This is a genomic window from Streptomyces sp. NPDC014894 (assembly GCF_043080985.1).
Classification (GTDB): Bacteria; Actinomycetota; Actinomycetes; order Streptomycetales; family Streptomycetaceae; genus Streptomyces.
Map to the genome: position 1 here is coordinate 21,276 of NZ_JBIBWD010000020.1, position 18,677 is coordinate 39,952.

Here is an 18,677-nt window from a genome sequence, read left to right on the forward strand (position 1 = left end):
AAGTGGTGATCTGCCGTCGGCGGGCGCACCCTGGAGACGTACCGCCGGAGGTGATCCACCATGCAGACACTCGTCGGATGGCACATCGAGCTGGAATTCCGCGAGGAGGGCGACACCACCCGCGCCGCCGCCCTGGTCAGACTCGCGGACGGGACGGAAGTGCGCGGCCACGGCCATGCGCAGCGTCACCCCTCGGACACGGAACAGCTCCGGGTCGGGGAGGAGATCGCCGCCGCGCGGGCGCTCATGGACATCTCGTCCCAGCTGCTCCAGAAGGCGCACACCGAGATAGACGAGGCCTCGGGGCGCACGTCCCACACGCTGGTCTGACCCGGTGCGCGTGCGGGGCCCCGGCCGTCCCCCGGCCGGGGCCCCGCACGCGACGCCTCGCGGTCCCTACAGGCGCTCGGGGGTGCGGATGCCCAGCAGCGCCATGCCCTGGTGGAGGGTGCGGGCGGTCAGATCGATCAGGAACAGCCGGTTCTCCACGATCTCCGGCGGATTGTCGGCGCTGAGCACCTGGCACTGGTCGTAGAACTTCGTCAGGTGCGAGGCCAGCTGATAGAGATACGCGGCCAGCTTGTGCGGCTCGTACGCCTCGGCCACCTCGGCCACCGTCTCCGCGAACCGGTCCAGATGCAGGCCCAGCGCCCGCTCGGCCGGGGCGAGCGCCAGCTCCGGGTGGGCGGCCGGGCGGACGTCGCCCGCCTTGCGCTTGATCGACTGGATCCTGGCGTACGCGTACTGGAGATAGACGGAGGTGTCGCCGTTGAGCGAGACCATCTGCTCCAGGTCGAAGCGGTAGTCCCGGGTCGCCGACGTCGACAGGTCCGCGTACTTGATCGCGCCGATGCCGACCTGCTCGCCGCGCTCGGCGATCTCCGCCTCGGTCAGCTCGCCCCGGCCGTCCTTCTCCCGGACGACCGCGGTGGCGTGCTGCACCGCCTCGGCCAGCAGATCCACCAGCCGGACGGTCTCGCCCTCACGGGTCTTGAACGGCTTGCCGTCCGCGCCGAGGACCGTGCCGAAGGCCAGCTGGACCGCCTTCACGTCGTCGCTCAGCCAGCCGGCCCGGCGGGCGGTCTCGAAGACCATCTTGAAGTGCAGCGCCTGCCGGGCGTCCACCACATAGACCAGCGTGTCCGCGCCCAGATTCCGGACCCGGTCGCGGATCGCGGAGAGATCGGTGGCCGCGTAGCCGTAGCCGCCGTTCGACTTCTTGACGATCAGCGGGGTCGGATTGCCGTCCGGGCCTTTGACGTCGTCGAAGAAGACGCAGAGCGCGCCCTCGGAGCGGACCGCGACGCCCGACTCCTCCAGGATCCGGCAGGTCTCCTCCAGCATGTCGTTGTAACCGGACTCGCCGACCACGTCCGCGTCGCGGATCTCCATGTCGAGCCGGTCGAAGACCGAGTTGAAGTAGATCTTCGACTCGTCCACGAACCGCTGCCACAGCTCACGGGTCTCCGGATCGCCCGCCTGGAGGGCGACCACCCGGTCCCGCGAGCGGGCCTTGAACTCCTCGTCGGAGTCGAAGGCCGTGCGCGAGGCCTTGTAGAGCCGGTTCAGCGAGGACATGGCCTCTTCGCCGGAGACCTCGTCGCCGGACTTGTGGTCCAGCTCGTGGGGGTGCTCGATCAGATACTGGATGAGCATGCCGAACTGGGTGCCCCAGTCGCCGATGTGGTGGCGGCGGATCACCTTCTCGCCGGTGAACTCCAGGATCTCGACCATCGCCGCGCCGATCACCGCCGAGCGGAGGTGGCCGACGTGCATCTCCTTGGCCACATTCGGCTGGGCGTAGTCGATCACCGTGGTGCCCGGGTGCTCGCTGAGCGGGACGCCGAGCCGCTCGTCGGCCGCGCGGGCGGCCAGCGTCCGCACGATCGCCCCGTCGGTCACCGTGATGTTCAGGAAGCCGGGGCCGGAGACCTCGATCTCCTGGAGCACGTCGGCCGAGTCCACGGCCTCGACGACCCGCGTCGCCAGCTCGCGCGGATTGGCCTTGTTCTTCTTCGCGAGCGCCAGGATGCCGTTGGCCTGGAAGTCGGCCCGGTCGCTTCGTCGCAGCAGCGGGTCGGCGGCGCCGGCCTCCGGCAGGGCTGCCGAGAGGGCGTCCGCGAGGCGCTGCTGCACATGCGAGGCGAGGGAAGGGACCGAGGCCATGAGCTTCCGTTCCTGAGGTAGGGATGGTGACGATCTATACGGTTGTCAAGTGTCCCATGGGGGAGCAGGCTCGATCACCCCAGTTGTGGACAACCCGGGAGCGGGCCGTTCCGTCTGGGAGAATGGGTTCGCCCGACGATGAGAAAGAAGGACGTGCCGACCGTGGCTCAGAGCAGCACCGAGACCGACTGGGTCTCCCGTTTCGCGGACGAGGTCATTGCGGAATCGGAACGGCGTGCGCCCGGGGCGAAACCGTCGGCCACCGCCGCGCCCGTCGTCGTGGCCTCCGGACTCTCCCCCTCCGGCCCCATTCACCTGGGGAATCTCCGTGAGGTGATGACCCCGCACCTGGTCGCGGACGAGGTCCGCCGCCGGGGCTATCAGGTCCGGCACCTGATCTCCTGGGACGACTACGACCGGTATCGCAAGGTGCCCGCCGGGGTCGAGGGCGTCGACGAGAGCTGGGCCGAGTACATCGGACGGCCGCTGACCTCGGTGCCCGCGCCCAAGGGGTCCCCGCACCCGAACTGGGCCGAGCACTTCAAGGCCGCGATGGAGACGGCCCTGGCCGAGCTGGGCGTCGAGTACGACGGCATCAGCCAGACCGAGCAGTACACCTCCGGGGTCTACCGGGACCAGATCCTGCACGCCATGCGGCACCGCCAGGACATCGACGCGATCCTCGCGCAGTACCGGACGAAGAAGGCCCCCCCGAAGAAGTCCCAGAAGCCGGTCGACGCGGCCGAGCTGGAGGCCGCCGAGGGCTCCGGCGCGGCGGGCGAGGACGACGGCACGGGCTCCGCGGGATATTTCCCGTACAAGCCCTACTGCGGCGGCTGCGACAAGGACCTGACCACCGTCACGGCGTACGACGACGACACCTCCGAGCTGACCTACACCTGCTCGGCGTGCGGCTTCTCCGAGACGGTGCGGCTGACCGAGTTCAACCGCGGGAAGCTGGTCTGGAAGGTCGACTGGCCCATGCGCTGGGCGTACGAGGGCGTGATCTTCGAGCCGAGCGGTGTGGACCACTCCTCGCCCGGGTCCTCGTTCCAGGTCGGCGGGGAGATCGTCGGGATCTTCGACGGGAAGCAGCCGATCGGGCCGATGTACGCCTTCGTCGGGATCAGCGGGATGGCGAAGATGTCGTCCTCGCGGGGCGGGGTGCCCACCCCGGCCGACGCGCTGAAGATCATGGAGGCGCCGCTGCTGCGCTGGCTGTACGCGCGCCGCAGGCCCAACCAGTCCTTCAAGATCGCCTTCGACCAGGAGATCCAGCGGCTGTACGACGAGTGGGACAAGCTCGTCGCCAAGGTCGCGGACGGGTCCGCGCTGCCCGCGGACGCGGCGGCGCACTCCCGGGCCGTGCGCACGGCCGCCGGGGAGCTGCCGAGCACGCCGAGGCCGCTGCCGTACCGGACGCTGGCGTCCGTCGCGGACATCACCGCCGGGCACGACGAGCAGACCGTCCGCATCCTCAGCGAGCTGGACCCCGAGCATCCGATCGGCTCCCTCGACGAGGTCCGGCCCCGGCTGGACCGCGCGGAGAACTGGATCGTCAGCCAGGTGCCGGCCGAGGCGCGCACCATCGTGCGCCAGGAGCCGGACACCGAGCTGCTCGCCTCGCTCGACGAGGAGGGCCGGGAGTCGCTGCGGCGGCTGCTGGACGGGCTGGAGTCGCACTGGTCCCTGGACGGGCTGACCACGCTGGTCTACGGGGTGCCGAAGGTGATGGCCGGGCTGGAGCCCGACGCGAAGCCGACGCCCGAGCTGAAGACGGCGCAGCGGACGTTCTTCGCGCTGCTGTACCGGCTGCTGGTGACGCGGGAGACGGGGCCGCGGCTGCCGACGCTGTTGCTGGCGGTGGGGATGGGGCGCGTGCGCAAGCTGTTGGGCGCGTAGCTTTTCACGGGGCCCGCGCCCCGGGGGTCCCTTCGGGGCGCCCGGGGGCGGGTCTTTGTCGTGTACGGGGGGCGTCCTCCGGACGGGCTGGATTGTTGTTTGGCTCGGGCTCCTGGGGTGCGGGTCCGTCCTCAATCGCCGGACGGGCTGGAATGCTGTTCGGCTCGGGCCCCCGGTGCGCGGGTTTGTCCTCGATCGCCGGACGGGCTGGAATGCCGCTCGGCTCGGCCCCCGGTGTGCGGGGTCGTCCTCAAGCGTTGGACGGGCTGGTTTTGGTGCGGGTCGGTGTCGTGTGTGGGGGTGGGGGGAGCGAATTCAGCCTCGCCGGCGTTTGAGGCGCGGGGGTTCGGGGGCTGGTCCCCGACGAGGGGGTGTGGTTTGCGGGGGTGGTGGTTTTGGTGCGGGCCCCCTGTGTGCGGGGCCGTCCTCAAGCGCCGGACGGGCTGGAATGCCGCTCGGCTCGGGCCCCCGGTGCGCGGGGTCGTCCTCGATCGCTGGGCGGGGTGGATTGGCGCTGGGCTCGGGTTCCTCGGGGGTGGGGCGGGCTCAAGCGGGGGGTGGGCCGGGAGGGGGCTTGGGGAGGGGGGAGAGGTGGAGGCGGGGGGTGGGGGTGGAGAGGCCGGAGAGGGCGGCGATGGATGAGCGGGTGACGAACATCTGGGTGCGGAAGGCGAGCACCGCGGTGTCGCCGACCCGTGCCGCCCCCGGCGTCGGGGGGACCTCCAGCAGCCGGTAGTAGTCGATGTACTCGGCGGGCGCGTCCGCCACCCGCAGCCGGACCCCGCTGCGCGGGAGAAGGGCGTCGCGCACCCGCCCCCGGGGGTAGAAGCCGCCGCCGAAGAGGGCGGGACGACCGTCCGCGAGGGTGTGGGCGACCTCGGTGACGTACACGTACGCCGTCGTCTCCGGCTGGCCCGGATCCACCGCGTGCAGCGGCGTCGTCCCGGTCAGCGCGTGCCCCGGCTCGGCGTGGGTCGCGCCCGCCGAGGCGAGCAGCGGCAGCGCGGCCAGGCAGGTGGCCCCGGGGGCGCTGAGCGACAGATCCCGGTGGCCGAGGCCGTACAGCGTCTCGCGGGCCCCGACGGCGAGGGCGAGGGAGGGCGTGGGCCGGGGCGCGCCGGTGACCGGGTCGCAGCGCAGACAGGGGAAGGCGGTGACCCCGGCGATCCGCGCGCCGGGCAGCCGCTCGACCGCCCGCGCGAAGCCGGCCAGCGCGGCGGGCGGGACACCGCCCTCCTGACCGGGGTGGACGGTCTCCGGGTCCCCTTCGACGCGTACGAGGAGGTCCTGGACGCGTCCGAGGCGCGCCGCGGCGCCGGCGACGGCCCGCGCGTTGGCCAGGTCGTACACGGTGACCGCGGTGGGCCGCCGGGCGAGCAGCTCGGGGAGGGCGCGGTGCGGGATCTGGACCAGATGGCCGAGGTTGCCGGGGAGGGCACCGGCCGCGTGGAGGAGGCGCGCCTCCTGGGCGTCGATCGCCGCGTAACGGGGGAGGTGACGGGCGATCGCCCGGACCACCTCGGGGTGGCGGCCGAACTGCTTGGCCACGAACCAGAGGGTCAGGCCGAGCCGCTTCGCCCCGGCGGCCAGCAGCGCGGCGTTGGACTCGACCGCGTCCAGGTCGATCACATAGGTGTCGGGCGGGATGTCGCCGCGCCGGTGCAGCTCCGCGGCGGCGTCCACCAGCGCGGGATTGCGGGCGAGGACGGTGTCGAGGAACACGCGGCTCACTCCCCGGGTTCGGCGAGCGCGTCGACGGCCCGGCGGAGCAGCCCGACGACCAGGTCCGCGCCGGCGCGCATCGGGTTGACGCGCACGGTCCAGTCGGCGAGCCCGGGGGAGTCGTCCAGGCAGGAGGCGGAGAGCCGGTGGATCAGCGGGGCGATCTCGTAGCGGGAGTTGGCCCCCACCGGGTGGGGCGCGGCCCCGAAGCCGGCCGCGACGCCGGGCAGTTCGCGGGCGACGGGCCGGTCCAGGCGCACCAGGAGACAGCGGTCCTGGGCGTTGGCGATCCTGACCTCGGCCACGCCCGGCACCTCCCCGGCGGCGAGCCGGTCGGCGACCTCCTGGGTGACCTGGGACTGGATCGACCACATCACCGGTACGTGGGTGAGGGCGCGCAGGGCGTCCAGCGCCTGGTGGCCCTGGACCTGGCCGCCGCCGGAGTAGTTGTCGGCGCGGACCCGGGCCACCAGGTCGCGCGCCCCGGCGACGATGCCGACGCCCTCCGGTCCGTGGAGTTTGAAGAGGGAGAAGCAGGAGGCGTCGGCCCCCAGCTCGACCCCGCAGGACGGGACGCGCAGCACCGCGTAGTTGTCGTCCACGACGGTGCGCACCCCGGCCTCCCGGCAGGCCGCGAGGACCTCGCCGAGGTCGTAGGAGTCGCCGAGCCGCTGCCGGGTGTGCTGGATGTACGCCCAGCGGGACCGGGCGAGCGCCGTGCGCAGCGCGTCCGGGTCGTTGAAGTCGGCCTCGGCGGTGCGTACGCCCATGCCCCGGAGGGTGGTCGCGGTGGTGCGGTAGACGGGGGCGCGGTGGATGAGGAGTTCGCGCTCGCGTTCCCGCGGGTCCGCCGAGCGGGCCATGGCCCGGGCCATGGCGTGCAGGGCGGCCCGGATGGCCCCGGTGCCCGCGCCCTGGACCAGGGCCGCGTCCTCGGCCCCGAGGAAGTCGGCGAGGACGGCCTCGACCCGTGCGGTGGTACGGGGGCGGCCGAGGCCCGGGACGACTCCGGCGTCCGCGGTGAACAGCTCCTGGCCCTCGAAGTGGACGGCCGTGCACTCCAGCAGCCGGAACTGCCGGGCGATGGCGTCCTGGAGCGGGACGGTGGCGAGGGGAAAGGTCGTGGGGAGGGCGGTCATCAGGGCTCCTGCGGGGTGCGCGGATCGGGTCGGGGGGCGGGGCCGGCGCCGGGGGAGGAGCGGGAGGCGTACGCGGTACGGGGGCCGGGATCCGCGCCGGTCAGCAGGCGCAGCGGGTTGCGCCGGGTGAGCAGGTCGATCAGCTCCTCGTCCGCCCCGGCCGCGCGCAGCCTCGGCAGGAAGACCCGGAAGAGATGCCCGTACCCCGGTCCGCCCTCCGACCACAGATAGCGGTGGCGCGAGATGTCGCAGCTGAGCAGCGCCCGGTCGGCGTGGCCCGCGTCCAGCAGGGCGAGGAGCAGCCGCAGCCGGGTGTCGTCGCCGAGGTAGTGCTCCTTGCCGACGGTGTCGAAGGCGATGTACGCGCCGGCCTCGGCCAGCTCGCGATGGGTCGCCGGGTCCGCCAGCAGGTCCTGGTGGCCGATGGAGATCCGGTCGGGGGCGAGGCCCTCGTGGGTGAGCAGGGCGAGCTGGGCGCGGCCGCCCCGGCCCAGTCCGGCGTGGGTGGCGACCGGGAGGCCGGTGGCGAGCGCGGCCCGGGCGGCGGCGCGCAGCACCCGGGCCTCGGGTTCGCTCGGCTCGTCGCCGTGGCTGCCGATCTCGCCGATGACCGCGGGGCGGACGCCGGTGGCGCCGATGCCGTCGTCGATCTCCCGTACGAGGGTCTCCGCGAGCCGCTCCACGCTGCTGCCGTCGATGTCGGGGGTGTGGAAGGGCTCGTAGTACCAGCCGGTGGCGGCGGTCACGGCGACGCCCGAGGCCCGGGAGAGCCGGGCGAGGGCGGCCGCGTCGCGGCCCATGCCCCGGCAGGTCAGCTCGACGACGAGGCCGAGGCCGAATTCCTCGCGCAGCCCGGTCAGCTCGGCGGTCACGGCGGGGGCGTGGCGGTGGTCCAGGACGGCCGCGTCCTCGCCGGTCCGGTCGAGATCGAGGGCGAGATGCTCGTGGGGCAGCACCGGGCCGGTGATCGTGTGGAGGGGGCGGGGGCCGGTGACGGTCCGCAGCAGGGGTGGTGGGGCTTCCGGTGCGGGCCGGGCGTTCTGTGTGGGCCGGGCGCCCGGTGTGGTGGGGGCCGGCCGGGGGTTCGGCGTGGTCGGTGGGTTCATGGAGCTTCCGGGGTGCGGTGGGGGAGGGCGGGGCTCATGGGTCAGCCGGTGACCGGGGTGAAGAGATGGAGCCAGTGGAGGACGTTGAGGAGGATTCCGCCGGCGATCACCGCGGCGGGCGCGGCCGCCATCCGCACCACCGGCCGTCCCATCGCCTCGTTGAGCAGCCAGAGCCCTCCGACGACGAGGATCCCGAGGCCGCCGCCCATGGCGGCGGCGGCCATCAGCGAACCGAAGAGGATCGCGAGCTGGAGGGTGTCGGTGATGGCGGCGCGCAGATGCTCCGAGGAGTCGCGGACGGTGGGCAGCCGGCCGAGGATCCGTCCGACGGCGGACAGAGCGAGCACCTCGGCCGCGAGGACGGCGGCCCCGGCGAGCGCGGCGAGGCCCGGGTTCGGCAGCAGATAGCCGATCGGGTAGACGAAGGTGAAGCCGGCGATGCCGTACGCGCCCGAGGCCAGCGCGGTCGTCGCGATCAGCGGGAGGAAGCCGAAGGCGCGGTAGAAGTCGACCTGGGCGGCCTCCGTGTGGTCGCCCTGGGCGATCAGGAAGCTGGTGGCCTCGCCGCCGCCGAAGACATGGCTCTGGGCCAGGACGGCGACCCCGGCGCCCAGCAGCATGAAGAGCGGCAGATGGCGGCGGAGGCGGGTGGCGCTGGCGCTGAACAGCGAGGCCATGGGGTCCTCGACGCCCCCGCCCGCACCCGTACCCGCGTCCGCACTCGTACCCGCGTCCGCACCGGCACTCGTACCCGTACCCGCGTTCGGCGCGCCGTCCTCGGAGCCGGTCCCCGCCCGGCGGCGGCGCCCGCGCAGATCGCGGCCGACGGCCAGCCCGATCAGCGTCAGCACCCCGGCGGCCATGGCGAGCGCCCCGGCGAACATGCCCGGCCAGAGCTTCATGGTCAGCACGGTCAGGGCCAGTTCGAGCAGACCGGTGGCGACGCCCGGGAGCCGGCCGAACTGCTTGGTGACCGCGAGCACCGGGAAGAGCGCGAAGAGATACAGGATCGGCGTCGACATCTGCCGCATCGCGGTGAGGAAGTCGACGGGCAGATCGTGCGCGAGGTCGTTCGCACCGTCGAGCCCGAGGACGACCACCGCGCCCCAGGCCCCGCCCAGGACCGGGGCGAGCCACCTTCTGGGGGCGAGCAGCCCGAGGACGTCCGTGGGCAGGAAGAGCAGCCAGGGATTGAGCACCCCGGTGGAGAGCGCCATGGGCGCGCCGAGACCGAAGACGAATCCGGCGGAGAGGCCGAAGGAGACCGCGGTGGTGGCCCCGCGGGTGGCCCGCCCCTGGTGGAAGTCGAGCAGGAAGGGGCGTACGCCGTCGTTGAAGACCGCGAGGGCCCGGTGCGCGAGATACGCGGACAGCGCGCAGAGGGCGGTGACGGTCAGCTGCTGGGCGAGGGTGAAGTCGAGGCCGGTGCGGGCGGCGGCGAGAGCGGTGCTCACGCGATCACTCCTTCGGACCGGGCCGCGCTCCGGACGCGCCGGGCTCCTGGGCCGGGGCGCGGGCCGAGGCGGGGCGGGCGCGATCCCTCAGACGCGGGCGGCGATGGCGCGGGCGAGCGTGGGCGCGACCGCCTCGATCCGGTCCACCGAGAAGCCGAAGACCCGGGTGCCGCCGGAGAGCAGGGCCGCGACCTCGTCGGCGGTGGGCGTGGAGCGGCCGAAGGTGTGGCACGCCTCCCGGCCCAGCAGACCGACCAGGACGCCGAGGGAGGCCCCGGCCCCGGTGTGACAGGTGCCGAGGTAGTAGTCGGCTCGGCCCGCGCGGAGACTGGCGGCCGCGTCCATGTCGTTGGAGACGGAGACCTCGACGCCGTCGAGCGCCAGCTCCCGGACGGCGTGCGCGGTCTCGGCCTTGCCGACTCCACCGGTGAGGATCTTCATGACAGGCTCCTTGTCGGGTGCGGAGGGTGTCGGACGTACGGGGGCGGAGGCGTTCGGCCGCCCGGTCCCTGGGCCGCCCAGCTGCTCGGTCCGGCCGGCTGCTCGGTCCGGCAGGCTGTCGGCCGTTCGCCCGTTCGGCCGTCAGGAGGTGAGCCGGCGGCCGAGCACGGCCAGATGCAGCCCGAGGAAGGCGACTTCGGAGTCGGGCAGCGCCGCGCCCAGCTCGCGGTCCGCGCGGGCGGCGACGGCGCGGGCCCGGGCCACGGCCTCCGGATGGGCGCACAGCTCGGCCGCCAACTGCTCGTCGGTCGCCGGGATCCCGCCGGCGTCGCCGTCGCGGGCCCGTTCGGCCGGCTCGCCGTCCAGCAGCCGCGTGAGGGCCATGACCAGATGGCTCGTCAGCATGCCCGCCGTCGCCTCGGTGACCGTCCGGCCCTCGTCGCGCAGCGCGTTCAGTTCGGCGGTGACGAAGTCGGCCACCTCGGGCCGGACATGACCGCCCTCGCGGAAGAGGCGGAGGCGCTCGGCGAGTCGGTCGTCCATGTGTGAACCTCCCAGCCCGGACAGTACACAGCATTCCGGACCCCGGGCGGGGCAACGACTCCGGCGCGGCGGGTTCGGTACGCCGGGCCGGCAGCCCCCGCAGCCCCCGCAGCCCCCGCAGCCCCTGACGACCCTGCCGACCCGCGGGCCCCCGCCGGATCGCGGCCCCCTCCTCGGCCCGCAGCCCCCCGCGCCCGCCCGGCGTACCGCTCCGGCCGCCCCGGATCCGCCGCTCCGGACCCGCCGAGGAGGGCGCCCCCGCCGGACCGCCCGGCCCCGGACTGCATCCTTCGGCCTACCGGGGACTCCGCCCCGCGCACGACGCGCCCGGCCCCGACGCGCGGGACCGTGGAGCCATGAAGAACGAAATCATCCTGACCATCGGCTGGATCTCGGCGATCCAGGGCGCGCTCGGCGTGGGCGGCCGGATGTTCGGGGACGGCCCGTGGGGCATGCTCCCCCAGTGGTGGGACGTGCCCACGGCCGGTTACGCGGCGATCCTCGTCGCGGGGCTGGCGGTGGCCGCCCACGGCGAATCGGCCCGCAGGCGCTCCAGGGCCTGAAGCGCCCGCGGACGGCGCGTCAGGCGATGTGCTCGTCCACCATTTCGGCCTGGAACCGCTCCTTGAAGGCCGGCATGGCCTGGCGCAGCAGCCGTGAGCTGTGGGCGTGGGTGATGCCGTGCACATCGGTGAGGTGTATGTCGAACAGCTCGACCTTGGGGTAGTCGCCGAGGGAGTGGGAGAGCGAGACGAAGACCGGGTAGGCCGCCTCGTAGAACTCCTGCTCCTCCTGGAGCAGACGCTCCGCCTCCGGGCCGGTCTCGACCTCCGGCGTCATCGGGTCGTGCGCGGGCTCCGGGCGCAGCGCCGGGTCGGCGAGGTCACGGGTCCGGTCGCCGGACGCCCCGGTGGGGACCTGTACGGGGGCGGGCTCACGGCCGCGGGCGTCCGCCGCGCCGTCCCGGCCGCCGGGGTGCTCGTCGTACTCCGGGTCGTATCCGCCCTCGTACTCGCCCCGCTGCACCGGGGGCGTGGTGAACCAGGGGCTTCCCTCGGGCCGCTGCTCGGGGTGGGGCCGGTGGCGGTCGTCGTACTCCTGGCGGTCGTGGAACTCGCCTTCGTACCCCTCGGGCTCCTCGGGCCACTCCTCGTGCGGCCACTCGTCCTCGGGCCACATCTCGTCCGAGCCGTCCCGCCCGGCGTACTCCCGTCCGGGGCCCCGCCGTCCGCCGGGCTCCTGCCCGGGGCCCTGCCGCCGGACATCGTCGCGCTCCGGGGAGTGCTCCCGCTCCGACGCGTGCTCCCGCTCCGGGGCCTGTTCCCGTACGGGCGGCAGCTGCGGGCGGCCGGGCCGCTCCTGGGCGGGGGAGCCGCCGGGGACGGCGGCGGGCTCCTTGCGCAGACTCACCGGCAGCTCACGGTCGGCCGGCCGGGCCCCCTGGGGCTCCAGCGCGGGCTGGGGCACGGGCGGCAGCAGCATCGGCTCCACGCCCGCCGCCGCGAGGCCCGCGGCGCTCGTCTCCGCGAGCGGCACCCCGTACTTCGCCAGCCGCAGCGGCATCAGCGACTCCACCGGGGCCTTGCGCCGCCAGCCCCGGCCGAATCTGGCCTGAAGCCTGGCCTGATAGATCAGCCGGTCCTGCTCCAACTTGATGACCTGCTCATAGCTGCGCAGCTCCCACAGCTTCATCCGGCGCCACAGCTTGAAGGTGGGCACCGGCGACAGCAGCCAGCGGGTGAGCCGTACGCCCTCCATGTGCTTGTCGGCCGTGATGTCCGCGATCCGGCCCACCGCGTGCCGCGCGGCCTCCACCGAGACCACGAAGAGCACCGGTATCACCGCGTGCATCCCGACGCCCAGCGGGTCGGGCCAGGAGGCCGCGCCGTTGAAGGCGATCGTGGCGATGGTGAGCAGCCACGCCGTCTGCCGCAGCAGCGGGAAGGGGATGCGCATCCAGGTGAGCAGCAGATCGAGGGCGAGCAGCACACAGATGCCCGCGTCGATGCCGATCGGGAAGACGACGGCGAACTCGCCGAAGCCCTTGCGTTCGGCGAGATCGCGCACCGCGGCGTACGAACCGGCGAAGCCGATCCCGGCGATGATCACCGCGCCGGTCACGACGACCCCGATGAGTATCCGGTGGGTCCGTGTCAGCTGCATCGCGGCCACCCGCGACCCCCTCCCCTGTCGAAACGCGTGCACGCTCACGGCTGAACGCGTGTTCCTTTTCGGCCAGGGGCAGGCTACTTGCTGGCAGGGGTCACTTGTTGGCCGCCGTTACCGAACCGACAGCCTCCTTGGCCGCGGAGGCGGCGTCCTTCGACAGATCCGAGACGGCCGGGGGCTTGGCGCCCGCGTATCCGGTGCCGTTGTACGTCAGGCTGACCACGGCGTTCTCGGTGCGGGCCACGACCGTGACGTACGAGAAGTCCTCGCCCGTCTTGCGGAGTTCGTAGGTGACGGCCGAGGCCCGGTCGCCGACGCCCTTCAGCTCCGCGGTCTTCACCTTCTTCGCGCCCGAGACGCCCTGGGCCTTGGAGAGTTCCTTGGCGAAGCTGTCCTCGGCGCGCTTGGCGCCGGTGACGGCGAGGGCCTCGTCGGACTCGTAGCGCAGGAAGGCGACGTCGAGCCAGCGGTACTGGGAGCCCTTGACGCCGTTGTCGTCCAGGCTGTTCCACGAGCAGCTCGCGCGGCTCATGATGTCCGTGGAGCGGCCGGCGGTGCCGCCCTTCGTCTTGGTCTCGGGGACCAGCTCCGCCACCGACTTGGCGGGGATCGACTTGCAGGCGTCGGGGAGCTTGGCGAACTTCTCGCGCTCGACGGCCGGGGACTTCTTCGCCTGGGGGGCGGCCGACTCGGAGGACGAGCCCTCACCGCCGCCCGACGCGCCGGAGGCCGCGCTCTTGTCGGCCTTGTCGGTCTTGTCGCCTGAGTCCGACGAGCAGCCGGTGACGGCGAGCATCACCGGTACGGCTGCGCAGGCGAGTATGCGGGCGAGTCGCGGGGCGCTTCGGTGCATGGTTCCTTCGGTTTCGTTGGTCGTACGGTCTCCGGTCGGCGGGCCAGGGCCACCGTACGCGGACCCGGTGCGCGGCCGGAGGCGTCTCCGGCCGGCCGTGCCGTCGTCCCGGCGGCCGCCGGGCGCGGTCAGCCGCCGAACTTCCCGGCCAGGTTCCCGGCCAGGCTCCGGGCCTTGTCCTGCAGTTCCTTACTGTCGGGAACCGAGGTGATACGCCCCGACTGCTCGGTGTAGACGACGGTGACGATCACATTCGATGTGCGGAACGCCACGCTGACGGTGCGGCGCTGGGCGGTGGATCCGGCGCCGGCGGGGGTGAGCACGTCATTGAGGAAGGCGATGTCCCCGAGGTCGTCGAGGATGCGCGGATCGAGATTCTCCTCCGACTCCTCCGACTCCTCCGCGGGCTCTGTGTCCCCCGACTCCGGTGTGCCCCCGGCGCCGTCCGCGCCCTCCGTCCCGGGGCTCTCCCCGCCCTCTTCGGCGGGGGACGACGAGGCGTCCGGGCCGGGGGAGGACGGGGACGACGGCGAGGTCCGCGCGCTCTCGCCGGCCGTCGTGCCCTCCGCGGACTCGGAGGGGGCGGCGATCGGGAGCGGCACGGCGCCCGCCTTCTTGGCGAACACCTCCTGCGCCCGGTCGTTGTCGCTCACGGCCGGGTCGTAGGAGACCACGCGCTCGAAGTCGAGGCTGAGGGTGTGCGAGGCGTCGGGCGAATCGGCGCGCCAGCCGCAGCCCACCCGGCGGTCGGTGTCGAAGGTGCTGGTGGCGATGCCGCGCAGGGCCTTCTTCTGCTGCTCCTGGGGGAGTTCGGCCGTACCGGGCAGCAGATCCCGCAGGGTGGAGCGGCCGATGGACCCGCACGGCTCCAGCAGGGTGCGGTACTTGCCGGGCTGGACGGCGGCGGTGGTCCCGTCGCCGGTCTTCGCGTCCGCGGCGCCCTCGGCGCCGGAGTCGGCGGTGCAGCCGGTCACCAGCGCCGCGACCAGTCCCGCCACGAGTACGGGCACCAGCGCCACGGTCGCGCGGGGCCTGAGCGCCGTGCGGTCCCGGCTCGCCTCGCGGCGGGGCGTGTAGGCCTTTCGCTGCACGGTCCCAGGCTCCCTTCGAGCGGAAAAGCGGTTGCCGCGCGACGGCGGCCGGTGGACACAATGTCTATCGCACGCGCCGCTGTGAATGCCGGTCCGCTGGGTCTTTCGCGGACATTGGCACCGGTTTTGCGTTTCATTGATTTTCGGAGCTTATCGGGGGAATTGAGGAAGTATGTCGTACGTCGAGGTGCCGGGAGCGCAGGTCCCGATCCGGATGTGGACCGACCCGGCGTCGGTGGAGGACGTCGCGATGCGACAGCTCCACAACGTCTCCACGCTGCCCTGGATCAAGGGCCTGGCCGTGATGCCGGACGTCCACTACGGCAAGGGCGCCACGGTCGGCTCGGTGATCGCCATGGAGGGCGCGGTCTGCCCGGCGGCGGTCGGCGTCGACATCGGCTGCGGCATGTCGGCGGTGCGGACCTCGCTCACCGCGAACGACCTGCCCGGCGACCTCTCCCGGCTGCGCACCCGGATCGAAGAGACCATCCCGGTCGGCCGGGGCATGCACACCGAGCCCGTCGACCCGGGCCGGGTCTACGGCTTCTCGGCCCAGGCCGCCGTCTGGGGCGACTTCTGGAGCCGTTTCGACGGGGTGGCCGACGCGGTGAAGTTCCGCCGTGAGCGGGCGGCCCAGCAGCTGGGCACGCTGGGCGGCGGAAACCACTTCGTCGAGTTCTGCCTCGACGAGACCGGCGCGGTCTGGCTGATGCTGCACTCCGGATCGCGGAACATCGGCGCCGAGCTGGCCGCCCACCACATGGCCGAGGCCCAGAAGCTCCCGCACAACCAGGATCTGCCCGACCGGGACCTCGCCGTCTTCGTCGCGGACACCCCGCAGATGGCGGCGTACCGCAACGACCTCTTCTGGGCGCAGGAGTACGCGAAGCACAACCGCGCGATCATGATGGGGCTCTTCCAGGAAGTGGTCCGCAAGGAGTTCCGCAAGGCGAAGGTCTCCTTCGACCCGGTCATCTCCTGCCACCACAACTATGTGTCGGAGGAGCGGTACGACGGCATGGACCTGCTGGTCACCCGCAAGGGCGCGATCCGCGCGGGCAGCGGCGACCACGGCATCATCCCGGGCTCGATGGGCACCGGCTCCTACATCGTCCGGGGCCTCGGCAACGAGAAGTCCTTCAACTCCGCCTCGCACGGCGCGGGCCGCACCATGAGCCGCAACCAGGCGAAGAAGCGGTTCACGACCCGGGACCTGGAGGAGCAGACCCGGGGTGTGGAGTGCCGCAAGGACGCCGGGGTCGTGGACGAGATCCCCGGGGCGTACAAGCCCATCGAGCGGGTGATCGATCAGCAGCGCGATCTGGTGGAGGTCGTCGCCAAGCTCAAGCAGCTCGTCTGCGTGAAGGGCTGAGCCCCGGCCGGGCCCCGGCGGAGGGCGCGGGCCGGGGCCGCCGGCCGGTCAGAGTTCGCGGTGGACCTTGCTGTTGGACGCCTGCGCCCGGGGGCGGAGCAGCAGCAGATCGACGTTGACGTGCGGCGGCCGGGTGACCGCCCAGACGACGGTGTCCGCGACGTCCTCGGCCGTGAGCGGCTCCGCGACGCCCGCGTACACCTTCGCCGCCTTCTCCGCGTCGCCGTGGAAGCGGGTGGTCGCGAACTCCTCGGTCTTCACCATCCCCGGGGCGATCTCGATGACCCGCACCGGGGTGCCGACGATCTCCAGCCGGAGCGTCTCGGCGAGCACATGGGCGCCGTGCTTGGCGGCGACGTACCCCGCGCCGCCCTCGTAGGCCGCGTGCCCCGCCGTGGAGGTGAGGACCACCACCGTGCCGTCGCCGCTCGCGGTGAGCGCGGGCAGCAGCGCCTGGGTGGTGTGCAGGACGCCGATCACATTGACCTCGAACATCCGCCGCCAGTCGGCCGGGTCGCCGGTGGCGACCGGATCGGCGCCGAGCGCGCCCCCGGCGTTGTTGACGAGCACGTCGCAGCGGTCGAGCCCGGCGGCGAAGGAGTCGACGGCCGCGCGGTCGGTGACGTCGAGCACCCGCGCGGTGGCCCGGTGGCCCGCCGCGACCAGCTCCGCCGCGAGCGCCTCGATCCGGTCCTTCCGGCGGGCCGCGAGAATCACGTGATGGCCGGCCCGGGCCAGCCCCCGCGCGGTGGCGGCCCCGATCCCGCTGCTGGCTCCGGTGACGACGGCGACGGGCGTACCGGTGGTCATGTGCTGCTCCTCGCGCGGGTGGGCGGGTGATCGGAAGGTCGCGGCCAGGATAGGCGGGGCCCGGGCGGCGGGGGATCCCGAGGTCGCCCGGCGGCCCTTGCGGCGACCGTCCCGGCCTGACCGTCCCGGCCGACCGCGCCCGGCTTCACTGTCCCCGGCCGACCGCGCCCCGCGCGGCGAGGACCCCGCCGTACGGGCCGCTAGGGTCTTTCTTTTGGATCAGGCCGGATCAGGGAGCGGGGCCTGGTGCCGTGCATCGCAAGGCGGAGGAATGAGTCCATGCGGAGCATCGGCGATTGACGACAACGCCGCGAGGTGCGGTGCCAGGGCACGCGAGCCCGGCAAGATCCGAAAGAGAGGCCCTAGGCGGCCGCCCCGCCGAACTCCCGCACCGCCGCGTCCACGATCGCCTCCAGCCGGTCGTGGTGCGCGCCCCGCCAGTACACCCGCTCGCAGGCGACGCACTGCGCGAACACGTCGTACGACCGCTGGGTGCCCTGCCGCAGCCGGTCCTGGACGGCGTCCTTGTCGGCCGTGCGCAGCGAACCGTTGCAGGCCGTGCAGCGGGTCCAGGGCGCGAGCACGGGCGCGAAGCGCTCCAGCACGTCGCGCAGCTGCTCATCGGGCCGGTCGCTGTAGACATAGCCCCCGGCCCAGATCTCCCGGCGGCGCAGCAGCCCGCGGTCCCGGGAGAGCAGCACCCGCCGCTCCCGCGCGGAGAGCGCCGCCAGCGCCGGGTCCCCGATGTCCTCGTTCTCGTACGCCGCGTCGACGCCGAGGAGCCGCAGCCGGCGCGCCAGCGTGCCGAGGTGGACGTCGAGCAGGAACCGCAGCGGCGCGCCGGGCACCCGCTGCGGGCGCTCGACCCCGAACACCTCGACGCTCTCGCCCTCGCGCGGTATGTGGGCGACGGTCACCGGCTCCCCGTCGACCAGCAGCCGGCCCGCCTCGGTGAGCGGGACGCCCAGCGACTCGACGACATGGCCGAGCGTCGACGAGCCGTCGGTGATCAGTGCCGTACGCCCCTGGCGGCGCTCCGACGGGATGAAGAGCCGCAGCTCAGGGGCGACGACAAGGTGGATCTCCGGTCCGTTCACGCGGACAGGATGTCATCGGGCGAAGAGAACGGCATCCGTGATTTCCGGGGGGCCGCCACCGGCGGCGCGGGCGGTCGGCGTCAGGGCCAGACCAGGCAGTACGGCTGGTGCCCGGCCTCGTGCAGCCGCAGGCTGAAGTCCTGCCACTCGTGGAGCAGCTGGTAGACGTTGTACGCGTCCCGGGGGCCGCCCCGGTCCGGGACGGTCGACCAGATGAAGGCGGCCGCGCCGACGGACTCCTCGCCTATGTCCCGCAGCGGGTCCACCACCGTCATCGGCAGCCTCACCACCGCGTAGTCCGGATGCAGCACCACCAGCTCCAGCGGCGGCACCTTGCTCAGCGGCATGCCCTGGATGCCCATGAGCACCATGGCGGCTATGGTCTCCGGCTTGATCTTGGTGAAGAGGCCGCCCATGCCCAGCTCGTCCCCACCCAGCTCCTCCGGGCGCATCGAGATGGGGACCCGGGCTGCCGTGGCCCCATTGGGCGCGCCGAAGTACTTGTAGGTCACCCCCATGCGGCCGTTCCTGCCTCCCGTGGCATCCGCGTCCGCGTCGCCTCGCCGGTGCTTTCCCCGTCGGGCAGGCTCAGGACCCAGGTCGTCGGTGCCCTCGCCCAGTCCGCCACCGCGATACATATCTCCACCCGACCACTCGCAGCCCCCGCCGCGCAACCCGATCATCGTGACAGTGACCTCCCCCGCCGACGCCAGGTGAAACACCTGTCCGCGAGGAACACCGTGGCCTCTGACACCATGGATTCCGTGAGCCTTCCCTGTGTCGCACCAGTTTCGCAGATGCGAGGGGGCTGA

Annotated in this window: 17 protein-coding genes; 4 read left to right on the forward strand and 13 right to left on the reverse strand. The window is 73.1% G+C overall.

Annotated features, from left to right (window positions below; all coding sequences use genetic code 11):
- Nucleotides 1–60 precede the first annotated feature (60 nt).
- Nucleotides 61–330, forward strand: coding sequence for a DUF1876 domain-containing protein (locus ACF089_RS32660; protein WP_392034711.1), 270 nt, complete (start codon nt 61–63; stop codon nt 328–330).
- Nucleotides 331–396: 66 nt separating this feature from the next.
- Here the strand turns inward: ACF089_RS32660 and argS are convergent, their stop codons facing one another.
- Nucleotides 397–2,166, reverse strand: a complete 1,770-nt coding sequence (gene argS, locus ACF089_RS32665; RefSeq protein ID WP_392034714.1) for an arginine--tRNA ligase — start codon at nt 2,164–2,166, stop codon at nt 397–399.
- Between the two features lie 138 nt (nt 2,167–2,304).
- Between argS and lysS the strand changes: the two genes are divergently transcribed.
- Nucleotides 2,305–4,068, forward strand: coding sequence for a lysine--tRNA ligase (lysS, locus tag ACF089_RS32670; RefSeq protein ID WP_392034717.1), 1,764 nt, complete (start codon nt 2,305–2,307; stop codon nt 4,066–4,068).
- Between the two features lie 546 nt (nt 4,069–4,614).
- Here lysS and ACF089_RS32675 read toward each other — a convergent pair.
- The 6 genes from ACF089_RS32675 to ACF089_RS32700 all read right to left on the reverse strand — a co-directional run bounded on the left by ACF089_RS32675 (nt 4,615) and on the right by ACF089_RS32700 (nt 10,473).
- Nucleotides 4,615–5,790, reverse strand: a complete 1,176-nt coding sequence (locus tag ACF089_RS32675; protein WP_392034720.1) for an alanine racemase — start codon at nt 5,788–5,790, stop codon at nt 4,615–4,617.
- Between the two features lie 5 nt (nt 5,791–5,795).
- The gene (locus ACF089_RS32680; RefSeq protein ID WP_392034723.1) at nt 5,796–6,929 is read right to left on the reverse strand and encodes an aminotransferase class V-fold PLP-dependent enzyme; all 1,134 of its coding nucleotides are present in this window, start codon (nt 6,927–6,929) and stop codon (nt 5,796–5,798) included.
- The gene (locus ACF089_RS32685) at nt 6,929–8,035 is read right to left on the reverse strand and encodes a phosphotriesterase (RefSeq protein ID WP_392034725.1); all 1,107 of its coding nucleotides are present in this window, start codon (nt 8,033–8,035) and stop codon (nt 6,929–6,931) included. Before ACF089_RS32685 ends, ACF089_RS32680 begins: the two co-directional genes overlap by 1 nt.
- A 41-nt stretch (nt 8,036–8,076) precedes the next feature.
- Nucleotides 8,077–9,489, reverse strand: coding sequence for a YhfT family protein (locus ACF089_RS32690; protein ID WP_392034728.1), 1,413 nt, complete (start codon nt 9,487–9,489; stop codon nt 8,077–8,079).
- A gap of 87 nt (nt 9,490–9,576) precedes the next feature.
- Nucleotides 9,577–9,930: a DUF2620 domain-containing protein gene (locus ACF089_RS32695; protein WP_392034731.1), complete on the reverse strand. Its 354-nt coding sequence runs from the start codon at nt 9,928–9,930 to the stop codon at nt 9,577–9,579.
- Between the two features lie 141 nt (nt 9,931–10,071).
- Nucleotides 10,072–10,473 carry a transcriptional antiterminator gene (locus ACF089_RS32700; RefSeq protein ID WP_392034733.1) on the reverse strand — a complete coding sequence of 134 codons (402 nt, stop codon included), beginning with the start codon at nt 10,471–10,473 and terminating at the stop codon, nt 10,072–10,074.
- A gap of 356 nt (nt 10,474–10,829) precedes the next feature.
- Between ACF089_RS32700 and ACF089_RS32705 the strand changes: the two genes are divergently transcribed.
- A complete protein-coding gene (locus tag ACF089_RS32705) occupies nt 10,830–11,036 on the forward strand; it encodes a hypothetical protein (protein ID WP_392034735.1) in 207 nt (68 codons plus the stop codon).
- 19 nt (nt 11,037–11,055) lie between these two features.
- Here the strand turns inward: ACF089_RS32705 and ACF089_RS32710 are convergent, their stop codons facing one another.
- The 3 genes from ACF089_RS32710 to ACF089_RS32720 form a co-directional block, all read right to left on the reverse strand.
- Nucleotides 11,056–12,645 carry a DUF2637 domain-containing protein gene (locus ACF089_RS32710; RefSeq protein ID WP_392034738.1) on the reverse strand — a complete coding sequence of 530 codons (1,590 nt, stop codon included), beginning with the start codon at nt 12,643–12,645 and terminating at the stop codon, nt 11,056–11,058.
- Between the two features lie 91 nt (nt 12,646–12,736).
- Complete coding sequence (locus tag ACF089_RS32715) at nt 12,737–13,495, reverse strand: DUF3558 domain-containing protein (protein ID WP_392034741.1); 759 nt, start codon at nt 13,493–13,495, stop codon at nt 12,737–12,739.
- A 128-nt stretch (nt 13,496–13,623) separates the two neighbouring features.
- Nucleotides 13,624–14,586: a hypothetical protein gene (locus tag ACF089_RS32720; RefSeq protein ID WP_392034743.1), complete on the reverse strand. Its 963-nt coding sequence runs from the start codon at nt 14,584–14,586 to the stop codon at nt 13,624–13,626.
- Nucleotides 14,587–14,758: 172 nt separating this feature from the next.
- Between ACF089_RS32720 and ACF089_RS32725 the strand changes: the two genes are divergently transcribed.
- Nucleotides 14,759–15,958, forward strand: coding sequence for an RtcB family protein (locus ACF089_RS32725; RefSeq protein WP_392034746.1), 1,200 nt, complete (start codon nt 14,759–14,761; stop codon nt 15,956–15,958).
- A gap of 48 nt (nt 15,959–16,006) precedes the next feature.
- On the opposite strand, the gene ACF089_RS32730 is transcribed toward ACF089_RS32725, so the two are convergent.
- The 3 genes from ACF089_RS32730 to ACF089_RS32740 form a co-directional block, all read right to left on the reverse strand.
- Nucleotides 16,007–16,768 carry an SDR family NAD(P)-dependent oxidoreductase gene (locus ACF089_RS32730; RefSeq protein ID WP_392034749.1) on the reverse strand — a complete coding sequence of 254 codons (762 nt, stop codon included), beginning with the start codon at nt 16,766–16,768 and terminating at the stop codon, nt 16,007–16,009.
- Nucleotides 16,769–17,130: 362 nt separating this feature from the next.
- Nucleotides 17,131–17,865 carry a Mut7-C RNAse domain-containing protein gene (locus ACF089_RS32735; protein WP_392034752.1) on the reverse strand — a complete coding sequence of 245 codons (735 nt, stop codon included), beginning with the start codon at nt 17,863–17,865 and terminating at the stop codon, nt 17,131–17,133.
- Between the two features lie 80 nt (nt 17,866–17,945).
- A complete protein-coding gene (locus ACF089_RS32740) occupies nt 17,946–18,503 on the reverse strand; it encodes a hypothetical protein (protein ID WP_392034755.1) in 558 nt (185 codons plus the stop codon).
- Nucleotides 18,504–18,677: the final 174 nt, after the last annotated feature.

Excerpts from the sequence above, each read along its gene's own strand:
- ACF089_RS32660 (WP_392034711.1), top strand. The coding sequence starts at position 61 with ATGCAGACACTCGTCGGATGGCACATCGAGCTGGAATTCCGCGAGGAG.
- argS (WP_392034714.1), bottom strand. The coding sequence starts at position 2,166 with ATGGCCTCGGTCCCTTCCCTCGCCTCGCATGTGCAGCAGCGCCTCGCG.
- lysS (WP_392034717.1), top strand. The coding sequence starts at position 2,305 with ATGAGAAAGAAGGACGTGCCGACCGTGGCTCAGAGCAGCACCGAGACC.
- ACF089_RS32680 (WP_392034723.1), bottom strand. The coding sequence starts at position 6,929 with ATGACCGCCCTCCCCACGACCTTTCCCCTCGCCACCGTCCCGCTCCAG.
- ACF089_RS32685 (WP_392034725.1), bottom strand. The coding sequence starts at position 8,035 with ATGAACCCACCGACCACGCCGAACCCCCGGCCGGCCCCCACCACACCG.
- ACF089_RS32695 (WP_392034731.1), bottom strand. The coding sequence starts at position 9,930 with ATGAAGATCCTCACCGGTGGAGTCGGCAAGGCCGAGACCGCGCACGCC.
- ACF089_RS32700 (WP_392034733.1), bottom strand. The coding sequence starts at position 10,473 with ATGGACGACCGACTCGCCGAGCGCCTCCGCCTCTTCCGCGAGGGCGGT.
- ACF089_RS32705 (WP_392034735.1), top strand. The coding sequence starts at position 10,830 with ATGAAGAACGAAATCATCCTGACCATCGGCTGGATCTCGGCGATCCAG.
- ACF089_RS32715 (WP_392034741.1), bottom strand. The coding sequence starts at position 13,495 with ATGCACCGAAGCGCCCCGCGACTCGCCCGCATACTCGCCTGCGCAGCC.
- ACF089_RS32725 (WP_392034746.1), top strand. The coding sequence starts at position 14,759 with ATGTCGTACGTCGAGGTGCCGGGAGCGCAGGTCCCGATCCGGATGTGG.
- ACF089_RS32730 (WP_392034749.1), bottom strand. The coding sequence starts at position 16,768 with ATGACCACCGGTACGCCCGTCGCCGTCGTCACCGGAGCCAGCAGCGGG.
- ACF089_RS32740 (WP_392034755.1), bottom strand. The coding sequence starts at position 18,503 with ATGTATCGCGGTGGCGGACTGGGCGAGGGCACCGACGACCTGGGTCCT.